A 19,432-nucleotide genomic window follows, 5' to 3' on the forward strand; every position below is an offset into this window, starting at 1 on the left:
CAACATTTCGAAGTAAAAAAATAGGACTAAGCTGTTATCATGCAACAACTAGTCCCATCTTACTTATAAACTATTTACATATCTCTTTAATGTGCAACGTAATTGTAGCAACGGTCAGCAGCTTCCTAATGCATTCAGTTCGATCTCGAAGCCCATATCTTCAATTAATTGATGATCGTCCTGAATCTCTTGCCCCGCAGTTGTTAAATAATCTCCTGCGAATAGCGAATTGGCGGCATATAACGACATCGGTTGAAGCCCTCTCAAGTTTACTTCTCGCCCTCCTGCCACACGAATTTCTTTAGTAGGACATATGAAACGAAATAATGCCAACACCTTAAGCGATTTAATAGGAGCAGTTGTACCAGCATTCTCCATCGGTGTACCAGGAATCGCATTCAAAAAGTTGATTGGAATAGAGTCAGCATCGAGCTCACGGAGCGCATAAGCCATTTCTACGATCTCTTGATCACTTTCCCCCATCCCAATAATGACGCCAGAACATGGTGACATCCCGCTATATTTTGCCTTCTTTACTGTTTCGACACGCTGGTCATACGTATGTGTTGTCGTAATTGACGGATAATTTTCTCTACTTGTGTTCAAATTATGGTTATATCGATGAACACCCGCTTCTGCCAATTGTACAGCTTGATGATCTTTTAAAATTCCAAGACACGCACAAATTTTTAGCGGCATTGTAGCTCTTATTTCTTTTACAGCATCGATAACTTGGTTAAGTTCTCTATCCGTCGGACCTTTACCAGCCGCTACAATACAATAGGTTCCTGCTTTACGTGCAAGTGCTTCCTTAGCTCCTGCAAGCAAAGTCTCTTTATCAAGAAGCGAATACTTCTTCACAGGTGCGGTGGAAACAATCGATTGTGAACAATAACCGCAGTCTTCCGGGCAAAGCCCACTTTTTGCATTGATAATCATATTTAGTTTTACTTTTTTACCAAAGTAATGTCTTCTCACTTGGAAGGCAGCTTGCATGAGTGGTAATAACTCGTCATGCGGAGCTTCTAATACAGCCATACCTTCATCCATCGTTAAACATTCGCCAAGGAGTGCCTTCTCCGCTAAAGACTGCCAATTTATTGTAGATACTAGACTATTCATTAATAATATCCTCCTCGTGAATAGGTAAAAATAATTATTGTTAACTATTTATATGATTGTATTAGTTAACAATATAACTAAGTAATTCTACCAAATCAGTAGAGGGCTGTAAAGAGATTGAAAAGGCAAATTTTTGACATTGACAAACCACTTTGACCTATATAGAATGAGCAAAGTGAAGTTGATAATCATTATCACCAAGATAAAGGGGAGTTCCATAATGAAGAAAGTATTATTGCCAATTGTTCTAATTTTGATGTTGCTAGTCAGCGCTTGCGGTGGCGGTAATAGCAATGAAGGTGCAAAAAACACAACACAACCTTCTCCATCAGCTACCACTGGGACTGAAGATAACAAAACAGGTACGATCACTTATAAATCCGAAAGTGGCGACGTTGTAGTTCCAGCTAATCCACAGCGCGTCGTTGTTCTTTCTTCATTAGCAGGTAACGTAATGGCACTAGGTGTTAATATCGTTGGTGTAGATGTGTGGTCGAAGAAAAACACTAACTATGATAAATATATTAAAGATGCTGCAGAAGTTTCTGAAGAAAACCTTGAAAAAATTATTGAGCTAAACCCAGATCTAATCTTGGGCTTATCAACAGTTAAAAACATCGAGAAATTGAAAGAAATTGCTCCAACCGTTACTTTCACATACGGAAAACTTAACTATTTAGAACAACATGTAGAGATCGGTAAAGTTCTAAATAAAGAAAAAGAAGCACAAGCTTGGGTAGATGATTTCCAGAAGCGTGCGCAAGAAGCTGGCGTAAAAATTAAAGAAAAAATCGGTGCAGATACAACGATTTCCGTCGTTGAAAGTATGCAGAAACAGCTTTATGTATTTGGCGACAACTGGGGACGCGGAACAGAAATTCTTTATCAAGAAATGAAGTTAGCTATGCCAGCGAAAGTAAAAGAAATGGCATTAAAAGATGGTTACTATGCGATTTCTCCAGAAGTTCTTCCAGAATATATGGGTGATTACGTTATTATGAGCAAGTATGCGGAAAGCGACATGTCTTTCCAAGAAACAGAATCATACAAAAATATTCCAGCAGTTAAAAACAAACAAGTATTTGATGTAAATGGAAACCAGTACTTCTTCAACGATCCACTAACACTAGACATCCAACTTGCTTTCTTTATCGAAAAACTGTTGGGTCAATAACATCATGGGACAGTTACCTATGACAAATAAACGTGCTTTACCTTATGTATACAAACTTATTGCCGGCATAGTTTTTCTTGCCGGCATGTTTGTTATATCAATTATGTTAGGAGCCGCAGATATTTCCTTGCAGGATGTATGGGCTGCAATTACTTTTTCCAGTGTTAACAAAGATATTCTTATCATTCAAGAGATTCGGCTGCCGAGAGAAATTGGTGCAGCATTAGTAGGAGCAGCTTTCGGAGTTTCTGGAGCTGTTATGCAAGGCGTAACACGGAATCCACTTGCTGACCCCGGACTTCTAGGCTTAACCTCAGGTGCAACTGCAGCGCTTGCTATTACATTAGCTTTCGCTCCTAACCTGAGTTATATGGGCATTACGATCGCATGTTTTATTGGTTCTGCCGTTGGTGCAATCTTGGTCATTATTTTGAGTTCTGCTGGGAGAAGGAAGATGTCGCCTTTCCGTATCGTTCTAGCAGGTGCTGCGATTTCCACTTTTTTAATCGCAGTTAGTGAAGGTATTGGACTTTATTTTAAAATATCGAAATTTGTGTCTATGTGGACGGCAGGTGGTCTTATTGGTACTACATGGGCACAGATCACATTAATCGCACCAATTGTAATTATAGGAATTATCATTTCTATTATATTCTCGAAACAGCTTACGATATTAAGTCTTAATGAAGAAGTAGCGATAGGTCTTGGTCAAAGTCTCACTCGGGTAAGGGTAATTTTGTTTATAATCGTCATCCTACTTACTGGTGCATCTGTTGCTTTGGTTGGCAATTTAGCATTTATCGGTCTCATGATCCCTCATATTGTTAGATCATTTACTGGAACTGACTACCGATATATTGTTCCAATGTCCGCAGTTCTGGGTGCCGCCTTTATGTTAATCGCAGATACGATGGGACGTTTAATAAATGTACCGTATGAGACTCCTGTTGTAGCAGTTGTTTCCATGTTGGGCTTGCCGTTTTTCCTATTCGTCGTACATAAAGGAGGCAAATCCTTATCATGATGCAAAAGGCGAATGTCCGAAAGCAACGAATACTTGTCATATCCTTCTTAACTTTAATAGTTGCAACTATCGTCGTTAGTTTGGGACTTGGTTATTCTACCGTCTCCTATGATCGGATACTACCGACTTTGTTAGGTGCAGGCAACTTTAAAGAGGAATTTATACTGTTTTCAATCCGACTGCCACGTATCATAGTAACGTTGCTCGCTGGAATGGCCTTAGCTCTATCCGGCTCAATTTTACAATCGATTACTCGTAATGACTTGGCTGATCCCGGAATTATCGGTATTAACTCGGGAGCTGGTGTCGCAGTTGCAATATTTTTCCTCTTTATACCGATAGAAGCAGGAAAATTTGTTTATTTACTTCCTGTTGCAGCTTTTGTTGGAGCGTTGTTAACAGCATGCTTAATTTACCTGTTTTCTTTTAAGCGATCGGAAGGTTTGAACCCTATCCGGCTTGTGCTCATCGGAGTGGGATTCTCCACTACACTTTCGGGCGTTATGATCGTTATAATTTCTTCCGCTGAAAGATCGAAAGTAGATTTTATTGCTAAGTGGATTGCAGGAAATGTATGGGGCGCAGATTGGCCATTCATTTGGGCTATCTTGCCTTGGCTTGCATTTTTAATTCCTTTTTCCCTCTATAAGGCGAATCAACTAAATCTGCTTGGTCTTAGTGAACCTGTTTCAATCGGTGTAGGTCTGCCAGTAGAGAGAGAACGTATCAAACTTTTACTAGCTGCCGTTGCGCTTGCTGCTTCTGCCGTTTCAGTCACTGGAGCCATTGCATTCGTCGGACTAATGGCACCTCATATTGCTAAGGCGCTAGTAGGCCCACGTAATCAACTATTTATTCCTGTTGCCGTACTTCTGGGTGGTTGGATGCTTCTTATCGCAGATACAATAGGCCGGAATCTACTTGATCCTGATGGTATCCCAGCAGGAATCGTCGTATCTATCATTGGCGTTCCTTACTTTGCTTATTTGATCTTGAAGAAATAATAGAACTTACATGACTAAAGCACATAGATAATCTATTCAACAACAAAACAGTCCTCACCAGAAAGCTGGAGAGGACTGTTTTATTTTGTGCGGCTACTCAACTACAAAGTTATTTACTTTACTCTATGGACACCAACGACTTGTCCAACACTCCCACTGATGACAACTTCCACACGAATAACTTTGATAACACCATTGTTGTAATAAGCAGAAAAAGTGAAGGTAATAGGACCATCCTCAAGCTTTTCGAATGTTTCATCCCATAGCTCCCCACTCCATGATGTTGTATTGTCTCCAACTAGCATGAGGTGTGTAGTTTTCTTACCAATTGTTACTTCAACCCGATTTGCACGTGTCGACGTTGTTGTTTCAGTTGTATTCGCATATAAAAGAAATTTCTCTCCAGCCCAAAACACATTATAGCTACGTGGTGATTCTATTTCACCACTTGTCTTCAGATTATATTGCTGACGATGTTTATTCCATAAATCAGTATGTCTCACCGTACCTGTAACATTTAGGGGAAGCACTGAAATTAATTTAGTAACTTCCACTGGAGCAGCTTTTCCATCGCTAACGATTAACTTCATCGTCCATGTACCCGTTTCTACAAACGGTTGTACTGGTCCAGTATTAGGGTATGGATCATTAAAGGAATAATTCGTATTCGTTTTGACTCCTGTGGGACTCTTCAGCTCATAGCGGATAGATAATGCATCCTTATCGGGATCATTGACCAAAGAACGGAACGTTACCGTATCTCCTTCATAGATCGGTTGTGGTGACCAACTAAAATCAGCCCTTGGTGTTACGTTCGTTTCTATATAGAAATAACGAACGGTACTCCATTCACCCCACTCGATCCCATCAAACACTCTTACTTTTACGTACATGTTTGTTTTTTCGGGTAGATCAACCTCAGGTATCCAAGTATTATCCGCACCAGATATTGATTCTGAATCAGTTACTAGATATCCTCCGTAGCGAATAATTTGAACCTGATATCGCTTCTGAACATCATTGTCTGCATCTCCGTATGTCCACTTAAACTCGGGACGCAGTACCGTAAGCTTCGATGGATTGTCCTGGTTGGTGCTAGTTGGTGCAGTTATTGTAGCTGTTGGTTTACGATTAATAACTTTAACCTCTTGTTCGATCTGAGCAGTAGCACCATGTGAATCCTCAACTACTTGGCGGAACGAGTATGTTCCAAGTGCGTTAAAGCTTGTTGTCCAACTTGTTCGTGAACTGCTAAATACTGTTTCCACACCATTTGTTGTTTTATTGCGAACATAATATGTGTGCTTCAGCTTTGTTCGGTCACCATCTTCTTTATCAGTCGCTAAAGAATTAATGGTTACTGTAGTTCCTCTATGAGCAGTTGTATGAGATTTCGTAAATCCAGGCGATGGAGGAGTATTTAATACAGCTGTAATATTAACATCTAGTGTCTTTACAGCCCAATTGCTCCATGCGCCATATTCGTCTCGTACTGCTAATCCTATTTTGTAAAGACCCGTTTCTTGTGGTGTAATAAGCTTTTCTAGTACATAATCGCCGCTTGGAGATAGGTAGTAGAATTTCTTTTCTAAAACACCTTTTGTTTGTTTGTAGTCGATCCCCGTAGCTTCTTTTGAATAATTTGATAAAGTCAAATAACGATCTGGATCGTAAGAATAATCCGTCCAAAGAACATGTCCATCGGAAGGCCGCTGCGCGACATCAAATGTCGCAATTGGCTTGCGATGGATGAGCAACTGTTCAGTATACAAATTGGATTGCTTACGGTAATTATCGAATAGCATATTCGGATATAAATACGATAGATGCGGATCATCTTGTGTTTGATAGGATAGATGATAGATCCCTACTTTATCTGGTTGTTTTGGAGTACCAATCGAGATATCATGTAGGGCTGATAGACCCGACTTCCCGTCACCTGCGTCCAAAAACTTCGTTGGATTCGTATGTCTGTAACTCCACTTACTTTTCACTCCAATGACTGGATCATTTTCAGGGTCAGTCACGCTTGTTGTGAATGTAATCGGATCATCAATGACCGCAATATTATATTGCTTATTTTTATTTGAGAGCATTTCCGTTAGTTTCATATTTTTCATCTCGACTAACGCCGTGTTCGCAAATATTCCAAACTCACCCTCTGACTCGAAGGTCGTATCTAACACGTCGATAATAGGAACACCATTTACATACACTTTTATCGAATCATTAATAGCTTGTACCATCACGTTATAGTACTTATGCTGCTCCATCATATATGCTTTTTCATTCAGAATCGTACGTTTTCCATTTTCAATCTTAATAAGACGAGTAGATTCTGATGACGACTCTACTCTGTATGTGTTTTGAAATGAATGATCTTTCGATCTGAAAGATACACCAGCTCTCTCTTCACTTAGAGAGTCAAAGTTAAACTTAAGCTGATATGCATACATAAAGTTCTCAAGACTAGGGACTGAGTCAGAATACAACGTCCCATATAGGTCGTAGTTTTCGCTACGTTCTGGTGTAGGACCAGAAAGAAGGATGTACTTTTCGCCTGAAGATACTTTTAGAGAACCATCTGTCAAAACCGTTAAAGACATACTAGGATTACCTGACTGGTAAGTAAATGAACTCAAATTTAATGAACTCGCATGCCCGTTAGCCAAATCGATGTTATACAAATTAGAATCACGAGTTTTTGCGTAATAGAAATACCCATTGGTTGTAATGATATAACTATTAATATTTCTTATATCTACCGACCATACTATGTTGGCCGGATTATTAAAGTCTCGTGCTCTTAGATAATTATGATCCTTTGTAATGATGGTATTTTTATGGCGTGATAGGATCGTCTCGCTTATCTCTATTTGATGCAAAAGAGCCCCAGTGTTTGTATCCCGTACAATTAGCCGATCAATATAGCTACTAAAACTTCTCCTCATGTAGCGATATGCAATTTTTGAACCATCTTCATTGCCAACTACTCGCGAGCCAATAGCATAACCATCTTTCGTTGACGAATGACTCCAATTGGTTTGACCTCCATCATGATAAAGGGCAGATTGTTCACCTGTAGATCCATCTAATTTAGCTAGGAAAACGTTATGAAAAACGTAACCACTACTCGGTGATCCATCATGATAATCAAATGCCTCATAATAAAGATTTCCTTTGGAATCATAACCTAACGGATTGTTGATAGTACTCTCAACGGATATGCCTACCTCTTGAAGATCTGAATGTAATTCTGTTTTTTTAGAAAGTAGAAATGGATTATTAAACGAGTACAGGTTGGCGTAATCCTTTCCCTTATTCCACTTATTGTAGGTCATTGTCGTATAGATTTGTTTTAGATCATGATTAAATTTTAAACTTTCTGTATCTAGTAGTTTATGACCACCCTGATTAAAGCACGTATCATAAACACAACCCCAACTAGCTCTTGCGTATACTTCAGTTAGAGGCGTATTTAGTGCAAGGCCTTTAAAACTATAAACTTGATCCTTTTCAATCGCACCATTTCTAATATAGATAAGTCCTAAATCATAATCAATGTGAGAAATTCTCGACTTTGTTAGTCGTCTAATTTCACTCCCACTTTTATAGACAATGAGATCGGAATCATCTCTAGGTGTTGTATCTTCTAAAAGTGTGTAATCCAAATATAGCTTTATCCGATCAGGCCCTGTAAAACTTTTTACATTAGAAATAGTTGCCTCATTGAGTGATATTCCTTGCCAGTTTTTCACATCACCAGGTTCTGTTGAAATAAATAGATTCACGGTCGATAGAGAATTTTCAACCGTATCTACAGACCAAGACTTTCCGCCAGTCGTTGATTTCCATGTGTTAGACATAATATCGGATGGATTAATAGCATAGCTTTTACCTGCTGCTGGTGGTGTTACATTCTCGCTTACAGCGGTAAAAGAAACCCATGGACTGTCATTGATTACGTCGAGTACGTAAACTGCACTCGCCATTTTCCCCCAATTCTCTGTAACGGTAAGAGTAAACTGATACTTGCCTACTTTATTAGGTGTAAGCCAATACATACCATCACTCTCTGGTTTGAGTGGAACAGCGGTCTCCGAATATTGGCCATCATTGTTTGCGTCGTGTATATATGACAATACTGTACTAACAATTTGATCTCCGTCTGGTGAAAATGATTCATTGATCATGGCTACAGCTCTGTTTCGCAAGCTAAGATCAGTAACATTCAATAATGCAACTGGTGGCAAATCAGGTTTTACAGCGATATGGCATTCAGCTGGTTCTAATGATTTCAAACCTGCTGAATCATAGACATTTAGCTGTACTCTCTCAAATTGAACTTTTTCTGTATTGTTTATATAGGTTGACAATCGATTCGTCCATTCATCTTTAGCATGATCAATCTTACGCCCTATTGGACTGTAGCTTTTAGAACTATCAAAAGAAGAATATATAGGTCGCATCGTCTTCACTTCTGCAGGGCATCTCGCAATTGCGACAGGGTTTTTGGGAACAACTTTAATTACCGTTGTTGCAGTAGACGTTAATCCATATTGATCGCGCATTTGAGCTTTAACATAATGATAGCCGAGAGTGTCCATTTTCACATTGTGATAGCCTTCAGTAACCCGTTCGTACTTCTCGGGGAGTGAACGAATGAATTCCGAACCATATTCGGTATCAAAGCCCATAAATTCAATGGAGTCCCCATCAGGATCTATAGGGGTCGGTACTGATGGATCATCGATATAGATGAGGTCTAAGATAGTTCCCTCTATTACTTCTGTCAGAGGCAATGTCCGAACGCTAGGATAAACAAAGCCAATTTCAAATTCTGGCGGATTGTTTCCCGCGATATCATTGACTGTGAGTGGCTTGTCAGCTATCCAACCCGATTCTCCGCAGCTGGTCTTAATATTGATACTTACCATATGTACACCAACACCAATATTCCATGGGTAATTGCTATAAGTGTAGGTAGTTTTATTGGTCTGTCCTATAAAAGGCCGCGTGATCACGGTTCCATCGCGCTCAATTTTATATCTGTGCGATTGGTAGGAGCATCCGTTCATAGCAAAATCTTTTGGTATGAAGCTAAAAGATTCTCGAAAATTAATTGTAGATGGAATAATATCAAAGTCTCCTGAGAATTGTAAGGGATCTTTTTCATAAAAAAATGAAACATAAGCGATTTTCTGTGTGTTGTTCAAAGTAGTCGTTACTAAATTACCAGGTTGAAAGGAATTATTAAAGTTGATATAAGAAACATTACCACCGAGTACCTTACCATAGATTGAATCTGCATTTAACGAGCGACTATGCGGTAACTTCTCAACTAAAGGAGTAGTTGACTCCGCTGACTTCACAAAACTCCCTGTAGGACCTGTTCGCACCATATGACGTACTTTAATTTCTGTCATCGTGTTTTTCTCAGATTCCCATTCGACGACCAACCTTTTATCCTTATAGCGGTAAGTTGTTGCTTCTAATCTGAACTTAAGAGCAGAATAATACCACATCTGACGTGCGCCAGGATTCGCCCAATCATTGTAATAACCTGCATCCCATGAGTCCCTTTTAAAGTTTTGTTTAAAGTATGCACGAACGCTAGTTTTAGAAAGAACCTCGTGACGGATATATGTTGTTGAAAGATCAGCCTTTCCCCATCGCTTTACTGGATCATTATCATTTTTATATATCTCATTATCAACTCGCTTGTCTCTATCAAGTTTTACATCATAAACATTTATCGTTTTTACATCTACTACCTTGTCCTTAACAAAAGGTAGACCTTCATTACCATCAAAGTGATATGGACCATTTTTTGTCAATATTAAATAAAGAAGTTCGTCGCTACAGTTTGGAAAAGCTCTATACCCATGCTCATCTTCTTCTGAGGTATAAGGGCAAGTTGAACTAGTTGGATATCTAACATTTTTAGGATCTTGAACGTTTGCTCTCCAAACGTTACTGCCTCCAGAGCGATCCCAATAATAAATACCACCATAGGTGTGACTTCGTGCTGTTTTTACCACCACTTCTGTTCCATTAATAGTATCTTTTCCAGTATAACTTGGTTTCCCCACCCACGTTCCACTTGCTTCACGCAAAAAAGTCCCATCTGGTTTTTCCCAACGTATACTTTTAATGATAAAGCCCTTTTTAGACTGAATATTGTATGTCACATCTGAGCTAGCCTGATCTGTATAAAGATAAGGATCTATTATTTCTTCATTAACATGTGTCTCGTAAGTTGGAGTTATCACAGAAGTTTCAGCTCTAACATCATCGTTCCTAAATAAAATGGCCATAAATAAAATAAACATTGTTAGCATGAATTTTTTCATTTAATCACCACTTCCAGTCTATTTTCCATAGTGTGTTGTTGTACCAAAGAAAATAGAATTACTTATATTCGCATTTTCTCCATAGGAAGGATTTACATAAAAGCTTAGCGACAATAATCTATCTAGTTTCTTTCGGTTTTCCCCAGTATTCTCATATAAGCTATAGCCAGAGTTAGGAATTGCCCATACAACTACTCCTTCTCCTGTTTTAGACTTCTGATCAGAGGGAACATATGCATTGATATGTTCAAATCCCTTTTCTTTTGTCATAATTTCACTTGGATCTACTAATTTGTCAATTGGATAGGGATTCGGTTCTTTATAACTTTGTGTTGTAACATCTACAACACCAGGATATTGGTCAGGATTTTTGTTATAGTGTGTTTCGTACTCGATATACATCGCATAAGCGTCACTTGGTAATTTCCCTATATTCTTCACATACCTAAACCCTAATTTTTTCGTCTCAGGTAGCAACTTACGATAAGGATCTTTTGGATCGTCCAGATCAATTAGTATAATTCGCTTAACTTCAGAATGTATTATTGAGTTTTGGAAAACTAAATTTTCTAGCTTATAATTCTTTAACATGCTGGAACCCTTTGGATCATTAAAAATGTGTGGAGCAACAGAAAAAGCATTCGTCTTCAGCCATAACAATTCTGCTTCAGAAGTTGCATATTTGTCTGAAGGAAGCTTTTTCCCTTGTTTGAGACTCAATATTCGCTCGATTACCGTAACTGACTGTGCCCTGGTAGTCGTTCGCTCAATCCCGACTTCCTTCCCACCGAAACCGTTTAAAACACCACGTTTGAATGCAGTATGTACCAGGAAATCTTCATAATAATCTCTCATAAATGCATCAGTACGAGTAACCTCGTTATTAGTAGTAGTTAGTGGCCATCTATTAGTTTGAACAGTCTTCGTTATACCTGCTGATTCCACAGTAACCAACGAATCATCCGCACCCCTCACCGCCAACCAAGCCATATGTTCCCGACTTATCTTCGCATTCACATTCCACTCAGCAAAATCCACTTCCCCTTGGTAAATGCCTGCCGCTTTCGCTGCTTTCACATAAGTCGTATACCAAACGCTACCTTCTGCTTCATGCTCCAAGCCAAGCGCCTTCACAATCATCTTAATGAACTGTGCTCTTGTCACTTCCGCATCTGGCTTGAACGTTCCGTCTGGGAAGCCATTGACATAACCTTTCTGAACTGCAAGCTCAATTTGTGTCTTAGCCCAGTGCTTTGACGTGTCTTTAAAAACAATTCCCTTCGCTTCCGCAGCATTTATACTTTTTACAGGTTGAAGTGATAATGATCCAAACATCACAATGATAGCTAAAATATACCCATTCCATTTCTTCAACATATCAAAACCCCCATATCTTATTTTCAACTCATCATTATTAGCTCCAAAATAATACAACTCGCTATTGTTGTATCACGATTTACACAACTTGCCAATTATAATTTAGACAAAAAATGCAAAAAAGCACGCTCCCCCCACATTAATAGGGTGAAAGCGTGCTTCGCTTTTTGTTAATATATGATAAAAAATACTACACAACTAGATCGGTGTCAACATAATCTACTTACTCTCATATAAAATGTCCTATTTACGAGTCAACATTTCCGTAATCAAATTCAACTGTCCTTGGATCGAAATAGGGTCGGAGAAATAAAATTGTTGATGATCTAGCTCAAACATACGGTTGTTTTTGACAGCATCAAGGTTTTTCCAAACACCACTTTGCAGCAAATCATCCTTTGCAGGATCATTTTCAATAAAGCTAGATAAGAAGACGTAATCTCCACCTGCAACCTCAGGCAATATCTCTAGAGAAACCGTTTCTACCGTCCCATCACCATCAATAAGTTTTTGCACTTTCTCAGGTGCCTTCATCCCAAGTATTCTGTATAAAACTTGACCACCACGCCCGAAACGATCACCTAAGAAGCCAGCCGTTCCATCCATTACCGCAACTATTGTTGCGGACTTATTTTCACCGATAACCGACTTAACTTTATCGCGTGATTTAACGACATTTTCATCAAATTGTGCAAGCCAATCTTTGCCTTCCTGCTCCTTGCCTAAAAGCTCAGCAATAACCGTAATTTGCTCTTCCACACTCTTAAGACTTTCATATGGAATGAGAACGGTAGGGGCAATTTTACTAAAAGGCTCAACATCGTCTGCGTAGCTGAGAACAATTAGATCCGGCTTCAAAGAAATAATCGTTTCCATATCATGCGGATCACCAATATCGGTAATTCCATCTACTTTTCCTTCCAAAAAGGGACTATCCGCTTCCCATTCCTTCACCGCTCCAACTGGTTTTACGCCAAGCGCAATCATACTTCCAAGATGACCACCCGCTACGATTCTTTTAGGAATTTTAGGAATCTCTACATCACCATGTGAGGATTTGTACACACGAGTCTCTGAAATGTCAGCAGTTTCTGCTACTACAGCCGTTTCAGTAGCTTCGCCCGTTCCACCCTTATTGTTTGTCCCTTGCCCATTACCGCAAGCGGATACGAAAATGACTACAAATACTAAAGCAATTAACAGCAATGTTCTTTTTTGCAACATGTCTAATTCCTCCATAAGATGAAATTGAAAATCATTATCAAGACATGTGCAATTATATCAGCCGCAATTAACTCAAGTCCATATCGTAATCCGTTATCTTTTGGTGGACAAATCCGCAGTCAACTTCTTTACAATTTCACTTAATTGAATGTCCGACGCCACCGGGTCAAAATGATGATGTTCGAAAGAAAACTCGAACGTAGCTTTAGCTTGATTAATTACAGCTCTCCACGCCAGATGCTGATTAGCATAGTTAGTATTCGGATGCGTTTTGTACGTATACGCTGGATCTCGAATGACTACTATATAGTCCGCAGCGTATTTTTGTATCTCATCAAGTGGCACATCCAGCCACCCTTCACGTCGTAACACTTCCTTCTCTATCAATTGTGGGGCCGAAAAACCTAACGTCTGATAAATAATATGAGCACCTCGACCAAATGGAACTCCTAACAGCTTCACATAGCCAAGGGCCAGATCAGCATGCTCTAAGGAAAATACAGCGAATGTGGCTCCACGTTCAATTCTATTATGTATGAGCTCTCTACCTTCAGACGCCCTCTCTTCAAACCGACTAAGCCACGTTTCTGCTTCATGATACTTCCCGACCAAATCCCCAATATGTCGGAATTGGTCTCTCCAATCGGTTTTTCTCCAATCAATTTTAATATACGGGGACGCTCGACCAGATAACTCTAATAGATCCGAGTCCTCGTAACCGATTCTAAGATCGGACCGTACCGTTGCTAAATGTCTTTTACTTTCTACATCTTGTTCATTAAATGTATGTATACCATTTCTAGCTAAGTCCATCTGAAAATAACGCTTCATCCAAGGATCACTTCCAGCCATTAACGGCTGCGAACCGAGTGTAAGCAACATAGATGTACACACTGGCTCTAGTGATACAATCGTTTTATTTTTTTTAATATAAGCTGTTGGTGAATATCCTGTCACTTGTTTAAACTTCCTGCTCAAATAATGCGAATCTTTAAATCCGACTGCCAGAGCAGCTTCTCCAACACTCATCTCCTTACCTAGCAGAAGCTCTTGAGCTTTCCGAATACGTAGCTTAGACATAAAGTCAGAGTAGGGACTGCCTGTTTCCTCTTTAATCCGACGAGATAAATAATCTGGACTAACTTTTACAATACTCGCAAGCTTTGATAGGCTTACACTCCGCTGATAATTTTCCCGAATATAGGCAACCGCTTGTCCATACCAATCAGCTGACTCAAGTTGAATGCTTCTTTTTAGTCCCTCACGACAAAGCAGAAGCATTTCATAAAATAATGCCTGAATGTTTAAGCTATCGCTCTCATCACAACCATTACTTTCTTCCCGCAATTGAAATAGTCGTTTTCCAACATTCACTATTTGTTTCTCCGACTTAAGCTTAGCTCCCTTTCCGCCAATCCATTCGGGGATCGTTGAAAGGTATGTGTAACTCCCGCTCCTGCCACCACTACTAGATTCAACTAAACAATTGAATTGAATATGGAGCAATCGAACGCCTTGCTGCAATTCTATTACATGTTGACTAGCAGAAGTAGATGACAACAATAATACATCCCCAGTATTTAATGACTGGTGCCGTCCTCCCAAATGTAATGATCCTGCTCCAGTAACGATAAGCATATGAATAGAGCTATCTTTTCCAGTATCAATTGGATAGATAGCCCTATCTGCTTGCTCGATATATTCATGCATCTCTTTTATTCGATAAATAGTGTTCATGCCCCTCGAGCTCATCCGTTTCCCCTCTTAGCCACTTCTTTGAATTAGTCTCATTTTAACATAATACGTGGCTAATTAGAGCGTATTTCTACACCATTATGGATAGCTAAGACCGAATCCTCGTGGGTATTCTTCACTAAGTGTAATAGGTAATTTCCCTTTAGGTTTGGTGCCAAATACAACTTGAATCGCTGCTTCCCAAGATACAGGAATAGGCGTAATCCAATACCAATTATCCAGCGCATAAGTTGCTATATTCGCCCTTGCCCCAGGGTAACTCAATATGTCGCTTGGATTTCCAAGTGAGACGGTTACGACTGGTTTTCCTGTTGCAATCAGCTCAGTAACTAGTTTAACCTGCCCCGCGGATAGTTCTCGATCTGAGAAAGTAGCTACAATAATTCGGTCTGCGTGAGTTGCTTCTTTAAGGGCAGTTGCAATTGCTGAATCTGATGCATCCAATTTCTCCCCTTGTGCCGGGGCTACTTGGTAAGAGATGACCTTCCCTTTACTTACTCCATTAACCGATTCAGCTATTTCACCCGCATATGCCGCACTTACAACCAAAGTTGTTTCTTCTGATGCTGCGTCAAACGGTAGAATGCCTTCATTTTTGATAAGTGTGATTGAATCTATAGCGATTTGTTTCGCAAGATCCATATGCGTTGAACTACCAACAACTTCTGTTGCGTTAGCTTCATCTACTAATCGATTTTCAAATAGTTTCAGCTTGAACTTGTGAGTAAGTATTCGTTCGACCGATGCATCTACCCTAGTCCGATCTAACTTTCCTTCTTTTAATGCTTTTTCTAACGCTTTTAACGTATTCGATTGATCACGCTGAGATCCGTTAGCCATCACGATGTCCGCACCTGCATTGATGGCCATAACAGCCGCTTCGCCAGCATCCCAGTTTTTAGATATCGCATCCATGACCATCGCGTCAGTAACGATAATACCTTGGAATCCTAGTTCCTCTCGTAATAGTCCTGTTAACACTTTTTTGGATAATGTTGCAGGTAAATCAGGATCGATCGCTTCCAAAATGATATGTGCGGTCATTATCGATTCTATGCCTTGATCAATAACTGCCTTAAACGGAACTAAGTGCACATTTCGGAGCACTTCTTCGCTGTATGAAACGGTGGATAACGTAGAATGTGAATCAAAACCAGTATCTCCGTGTCCAGGAAAGTGTTTGGCACTAGAGAGGATACCTTTATTTTGATAACCTTTCACTTGTGCTACAGCCATCTCGCTAACCATCTTCGGATCTTCGCCGAATGAACGAACCCCAATTACCGGGTTTGATTTATTGGAATTAACATCTGATACAGGAGAAAAACTCCAATTAAAGCCCATCGCTTTCGCTTCATCGGCAGTTATTTCAGCAGCTTGTTGTGCATAAGACGTATTTTGCGTAGCTCCTATCGCCATCTGTCTTGGAAGTACAGTTGCTTCTCCGGGAACACGTTGTGCAGCACCATACTCCATATCACCAGAAATAAGAAGTGGGATGCCTAGCCTAGAGTCGGTCGCCCACTCCTGTAATTGATTGATAAATTGAGTTGTTTCGAGAGCGTCCTTTGTGCGACGGTTAAGCAACACACTACCAACACCATACTCCTTCACCATTCCACTTGAGAAGGCGCTTGCTTGATAATCAGGAGTATACATAACGAGTTGACCAATTTTCTCTTTATCGTTCATCTTTGCAATAAGGTCTTTCACTTTGTCCTCTATCGATGTGTGTGAAGCGACATCACTTTGGGTGGGAGTTGCACTTGGCACGGTTGTATTTGCACTGCCCGTAGGCTCTTTTAATTCTCTAGTATTAAATGCGATGACCAGAATCACTGCTGCAATTACAGTGAATGTTGCAACCCAAAACATGACCTTTTTTTTCATAGTTACCTCCCTTTATTATTCGGGGACACTACAAGCCCACTCATTTACCATTTTATAGTTATATAGTATAAAAAGAAATGTCACTCAAACATGAAAAGTTACACTTTTAAATTATCTGAATAATTAGATAAATATTTTCTTTATTTTGCTTAATGAAATCAAGCTTTTGACTTATTTCTTCAAAATCCTTTCATATTATTTGCACTCCCGCAATACAATGAATCCAGACGAAAGGAGGAATCATACTCGACTTACGAGTTAATCACTTGGAGGCTCACCTTTCATGAGAACGCTTTATTCCATGACAAGTCAGTACTCCCCCACTATGAGGAGGTTAATGAATGACAAGTAAAGCTATTCGTTTATCACGTTTGACAGTGAAACAAATTTTTATGTACGTAGGAATTATGCTTGTAGCAGCCATATCCGTTACTTTATTTGCTCAGCAAATATCCGCTCATGGTTATGTAGAAGGGCCAGCCAGCCGTGCTGCACTTTGCAAATCTGGACAAAATACAAATTGCGGAGCAATCGTATATGAACCCCAAAGTTTGGAAGCGCCAAAGGGATTCCCAAGTGCAGGACCCGCTGATGGACAAATCGCAAGTGCTGCTGGGGCTTTCCCTGAGCTAGATCAACAATCAGCTACTCGCTGGTCGAAAGTAAACCTTTCCTCTGGACAAAATACATTTACTTGGAAACTTACAGCGGCTCACGCAACTGCAAGCTGGAAATATTACATTACGAATACCAATTGGAATCCAAACGCCGCACTTACTCGCAGCTCCTTCGATCTAACTCCATTCTGCTCCGTTAATTACGGGGGCGTGCAACCTCCATTCTCTTATTCAAATAGTTGTAACGTACCTGCTCGTACGGGTTATCATATCATCTTGGCAGTTTGGGAAGTTGCAGATACTCCGAATGCTTTCTACAACGTAATCGATGTTAATTTCGGCGGATCTAATCCAACGGACACACAAGCACCAACTGCTCCTTCTGCTTTAACTTCACCTTCAAAAACGGCAACAAGTATAGCCTTATCATGGGGTGCCTCTACAGATAATGTTGGTGTCACTGGCTACCGCATTTATAGAGGGTCTGTATTAACAGCAACTGTCACTGGTACGACGCTCAGTTACAACCAAACAGGGCTAACATCAAATACAGCCTATACGTATTCCGTTAAAGCTATTGATTCAGCAGGAAATGAATCCACTGCCAGCAATTCCATTACTGTAACAACAAGTCCCATTACAGGAACCGATACTCAAGCTCCAACAGCTCCAGGGGCGTTACATGTTATGGGAACGCCAACATCTACCAGCTTACAACTTATGTGGAACGCCTCCACTGACAATGTAGGAGTAACAGGTTACCGTATTTATCGTGGCACAACATTAGTAACGACTGTTGCTAGTACTGCAACTTCTTATACTGTAACAGGACTTACGGCAAGCACAAGCTACACATTCACTGTTCGTGCCATTGATGCTGCGGGCAATCAATCAGCGGCGAGCACTGTAAGCGCTACAACTGCAGGAACAACTACAGCTAGCCCTTGGGCAGCGAATACGGCTTATACGCCTGGAACACTCGTTTCCTACAACGGATTAGTTTATGAATGCCGTCAGTCTCACACTTCGGCTGTTGGATGGGAACCACCAAATGTTGGTTCTCTATGGCTATTAAAGTAAAGATGTAAGTGCTTATTAAGCTTACTAGCTTTCTATAATAAAGAAGCCACAACGAATTGAACTCGTTGTGGCTCTCTTACTATGCATTGACTATAAATGATCTGCCCAAATCCACTAAAATATAACCTTATACATTGCGCGCGACACAAACATGCCATTTATGTTTCCTGTTAATACCAAAGGGTTCTATGAAACGATTTATGCATTTTCTATATGTTCAAAGCAAGATCAACGCAAGGTCAAACTCTTTTTCCATATCACTTCGTTTTGCTGTTCATCTCGAAACACAATACTGAATTCACCTTTTTCTTCTTTCATGGAATCTTCATATATAAAACCAGAAAACTGTCCGTTTCCACTTATATAAAAGCCGTAGTCATCATTCCCTAAACCTGCTCCGTTATTAATGGCATCTTCCCAAGTATCTACGATATCGCTTGTTTTTGATTTCCAGCGCAGTTCCTTCAGATAATACTTAGGGGGAAGATTTTCTACAAAAAAATAAAACATATTTCCTGAGGACCCTTCTTGAGGTTCTTGGTCTACACCTATTACAATTTCTTTATTTCCCTCCTTTTGTTGTGGTTTCACGGATTCGCTGACAGCTTCCGGCGTTTCTTCCGGATGGATCGATTCACGGACGTCCTCAGTAGGAGGGTTTTCGGCTGGCTCTCCTTTATTACCTTCTAGTTTGCTGCAAGCACCCGTCAACATTAAAGCGGAAACCAATAAAAAAGTTATCGCTCGTAACTGTTTTCCATTCATCCTCTTATCACCTTCCAATTCCAATATCTGTTTTATTATTAAAATAT

11 protein-coding genes are annotated in these 19,432 nt (G+C 39.9%); 4 read left to right on the forward strand and 7 right to left on the reverse strand.

Translation table 11 applies throughout. The features are described 5' to 3' along the window. Window positions 1-114 precede the first annotated feature (114 nt). On the reverse strand, window positions 115-1,122 hold the full coding sequence (gene bioB, locus I6N90_RS10745; RefSeq protein WP_197935501.1) for a biotin synthase BioB: 1,008 nt from the start codon (window positions 1,120-1,122) through the stop codon (window positions 115-117). Window positions 1,123-1,342: 220 nt separating this feature from the next. On the opposite strand from bioB, the gene I6N90_RS10750 reads away from it, so the two are divergent. Genes I6N90_RS10750 through I6N90_RS10760 form a run of 3 tightly spaced genes read left to right on the forward strand, consistent with a single transcriptional unit; the run spans window position 1,343 to window position 4,324 of the window. Further along, complete coding sequence (locus I6N90_RS10750; protein ID WP_197935502.1) at window positions 1,343-2,296, forward strand: iron-hydroxamate ABC transporter substrate-binding protein; 954 nt, start codon at window positions 1,343-1,345, stop codon at window positions 2,294-2,296. Window positions 2,297-2,315: 19 nt separating this feature from the next. Beyond that, window positions 2,316-3,320 (forward strand): FecCD family ABC transporter permease, encoded by a 1,005-nt coding sequence (locus tag I6N90_RS10755; protein ID WP_197935503.1) that lies wholly within the window; start codon window positions 2,316-2,318, stop codon window positions 3,318-3,320. Continuing rightward, window positions 3,317-4,324 carry a FecCD family ABC transporter permease gene (locus tag I6N90_RS10760; RefSeq protein WP_197935504.1) on the forward strand — a complete coding sequence of 336 codons (1,008 nt, stop codon included), beginning with the start codon at window positions 3,317-3,319 and terminating at the stop codon, window positions 4,322-4,324. Before I6N90_RS10755 ends, I6N90_RS10760 begins: the two co-directional genes overlap by 4 nt. A gap of 113 nt (window positions 4,325-4,437) precedes the next feature. On the opposite strand, the gene I6N90_RS10765 is transcribed toward I6N90_RS10760, so the two are convergent. From I6N90_RS10765 to I6N90_RS10785, 5 genes are all read right to left on the reverse strand, one after another. Next, window positions 4,438-10,677 carry a glycoside hydrolase family 78 protein gene (locus tag I6N90_RS10765; RefSeq protein ID WP_197935505.1) on the reverse strand — a complete coding sequence of 2,080 codons (6,240 nt, stop codon included), beginning with the start codon at window positions 10,675-10,677 and terminating at the stop codon, window positions 4,438-4,440. A gap of 18 nt (window positions 10,678-10,695) precedes the next feature. Beyond that, window positions 10,696-12,054: an S-layer homology domain-containing protein gene (locus I6N90_RS10770; RefSeq protein ID WP_197935506.1), complete on the reverse strand. Its 1,359-nt coding sequence runs from the start codon at window positions 12,052-12,054 to the stop codon at window positions 10,696-10,698. 243 nt (window positions 12,055-12,297) lie between these two features. Beyond that, the gene (locus I6N90_RS10775) at window positions 12,298-13,278 is read right to left on the reverse strand and encodes an ABC transporter substrate-binding protein (protein WP_197935507.1); all 981 of its coding nucleotides are present in this window, start codon (window positions 13,276-13,278) and stop codon (window positions 12,298-12,300) included. Window positions 13,279-13,371: 93 nt separating this feature from the next. Next, window positions 13,372-15,030, reverse strand: a complete 1,659-nt coding sequence (locus I6N90_RS10780; protein ID WP_232242852.1) for an AraC family transcriptional regulator — start codon at window positions 15,028-15,030, stop codon at window positions 13,372-13,374. An 81-nt stretch (window positions 15,031-15,111) separates the two neighbouring features. Beyond that, window positions 15,112-16,923 (reverse strand): glycoside hydrolase family 3 protein, encoded by a 1,812-nt coding sequence (locus I6N90_RS10785; protein ID WP_197935509.1) that lies wholly within the window; start codon window positions 16,921-16,923, stop codon window positions 15,112-15,114. A 341-nt stretch (window positions 16,924-17,264) separates the two neighbouring features. Between I6N90_RS10785 and I6N90_RS10790 the strand changes: the two genes are divergently transcribed. Next, on the forward strand, window positions 17,265-18,620 hold the full coding sequence (locus tag I6N90_RS10790) for a lytic polysaccharide monooxygenase (RefSeq protein ID WP_197935510.1): 1,356 nt from the start codon (window positions 17,265-17,267) through the stop codon (window positions 18,618-18,620). A 228-nt stretch (window positions 18,621-18,848) separates the two neighbouring features. Here I6N90_RS10790 and I6N90_RS10795 read toward each other — a convergent pair whose 3' ends face one another. Then, window positions 18,849-19,385 (reverse strand): hypothetical protein, encoded by a 537-nt coding sequence (locus tag I6N90_RS10795; protein ID WP_197935511.1) that lies wholly within the window; start codon window positions 19,383-19,385, stop codon window positions 18,849-18,851. Window positions 19,386-19,432 lie beyond the last annotated feature (47 nt).

The sequence above is a fragment of the Paenibacillus sp. GSMTC-2017 genome (assembly GCF_016019935.1).
Classification (GTDB): Bacteria; Bacillota; Bacilli; order Paenibacillales; family Paenibacillaceae; genus Pristimantibacillus.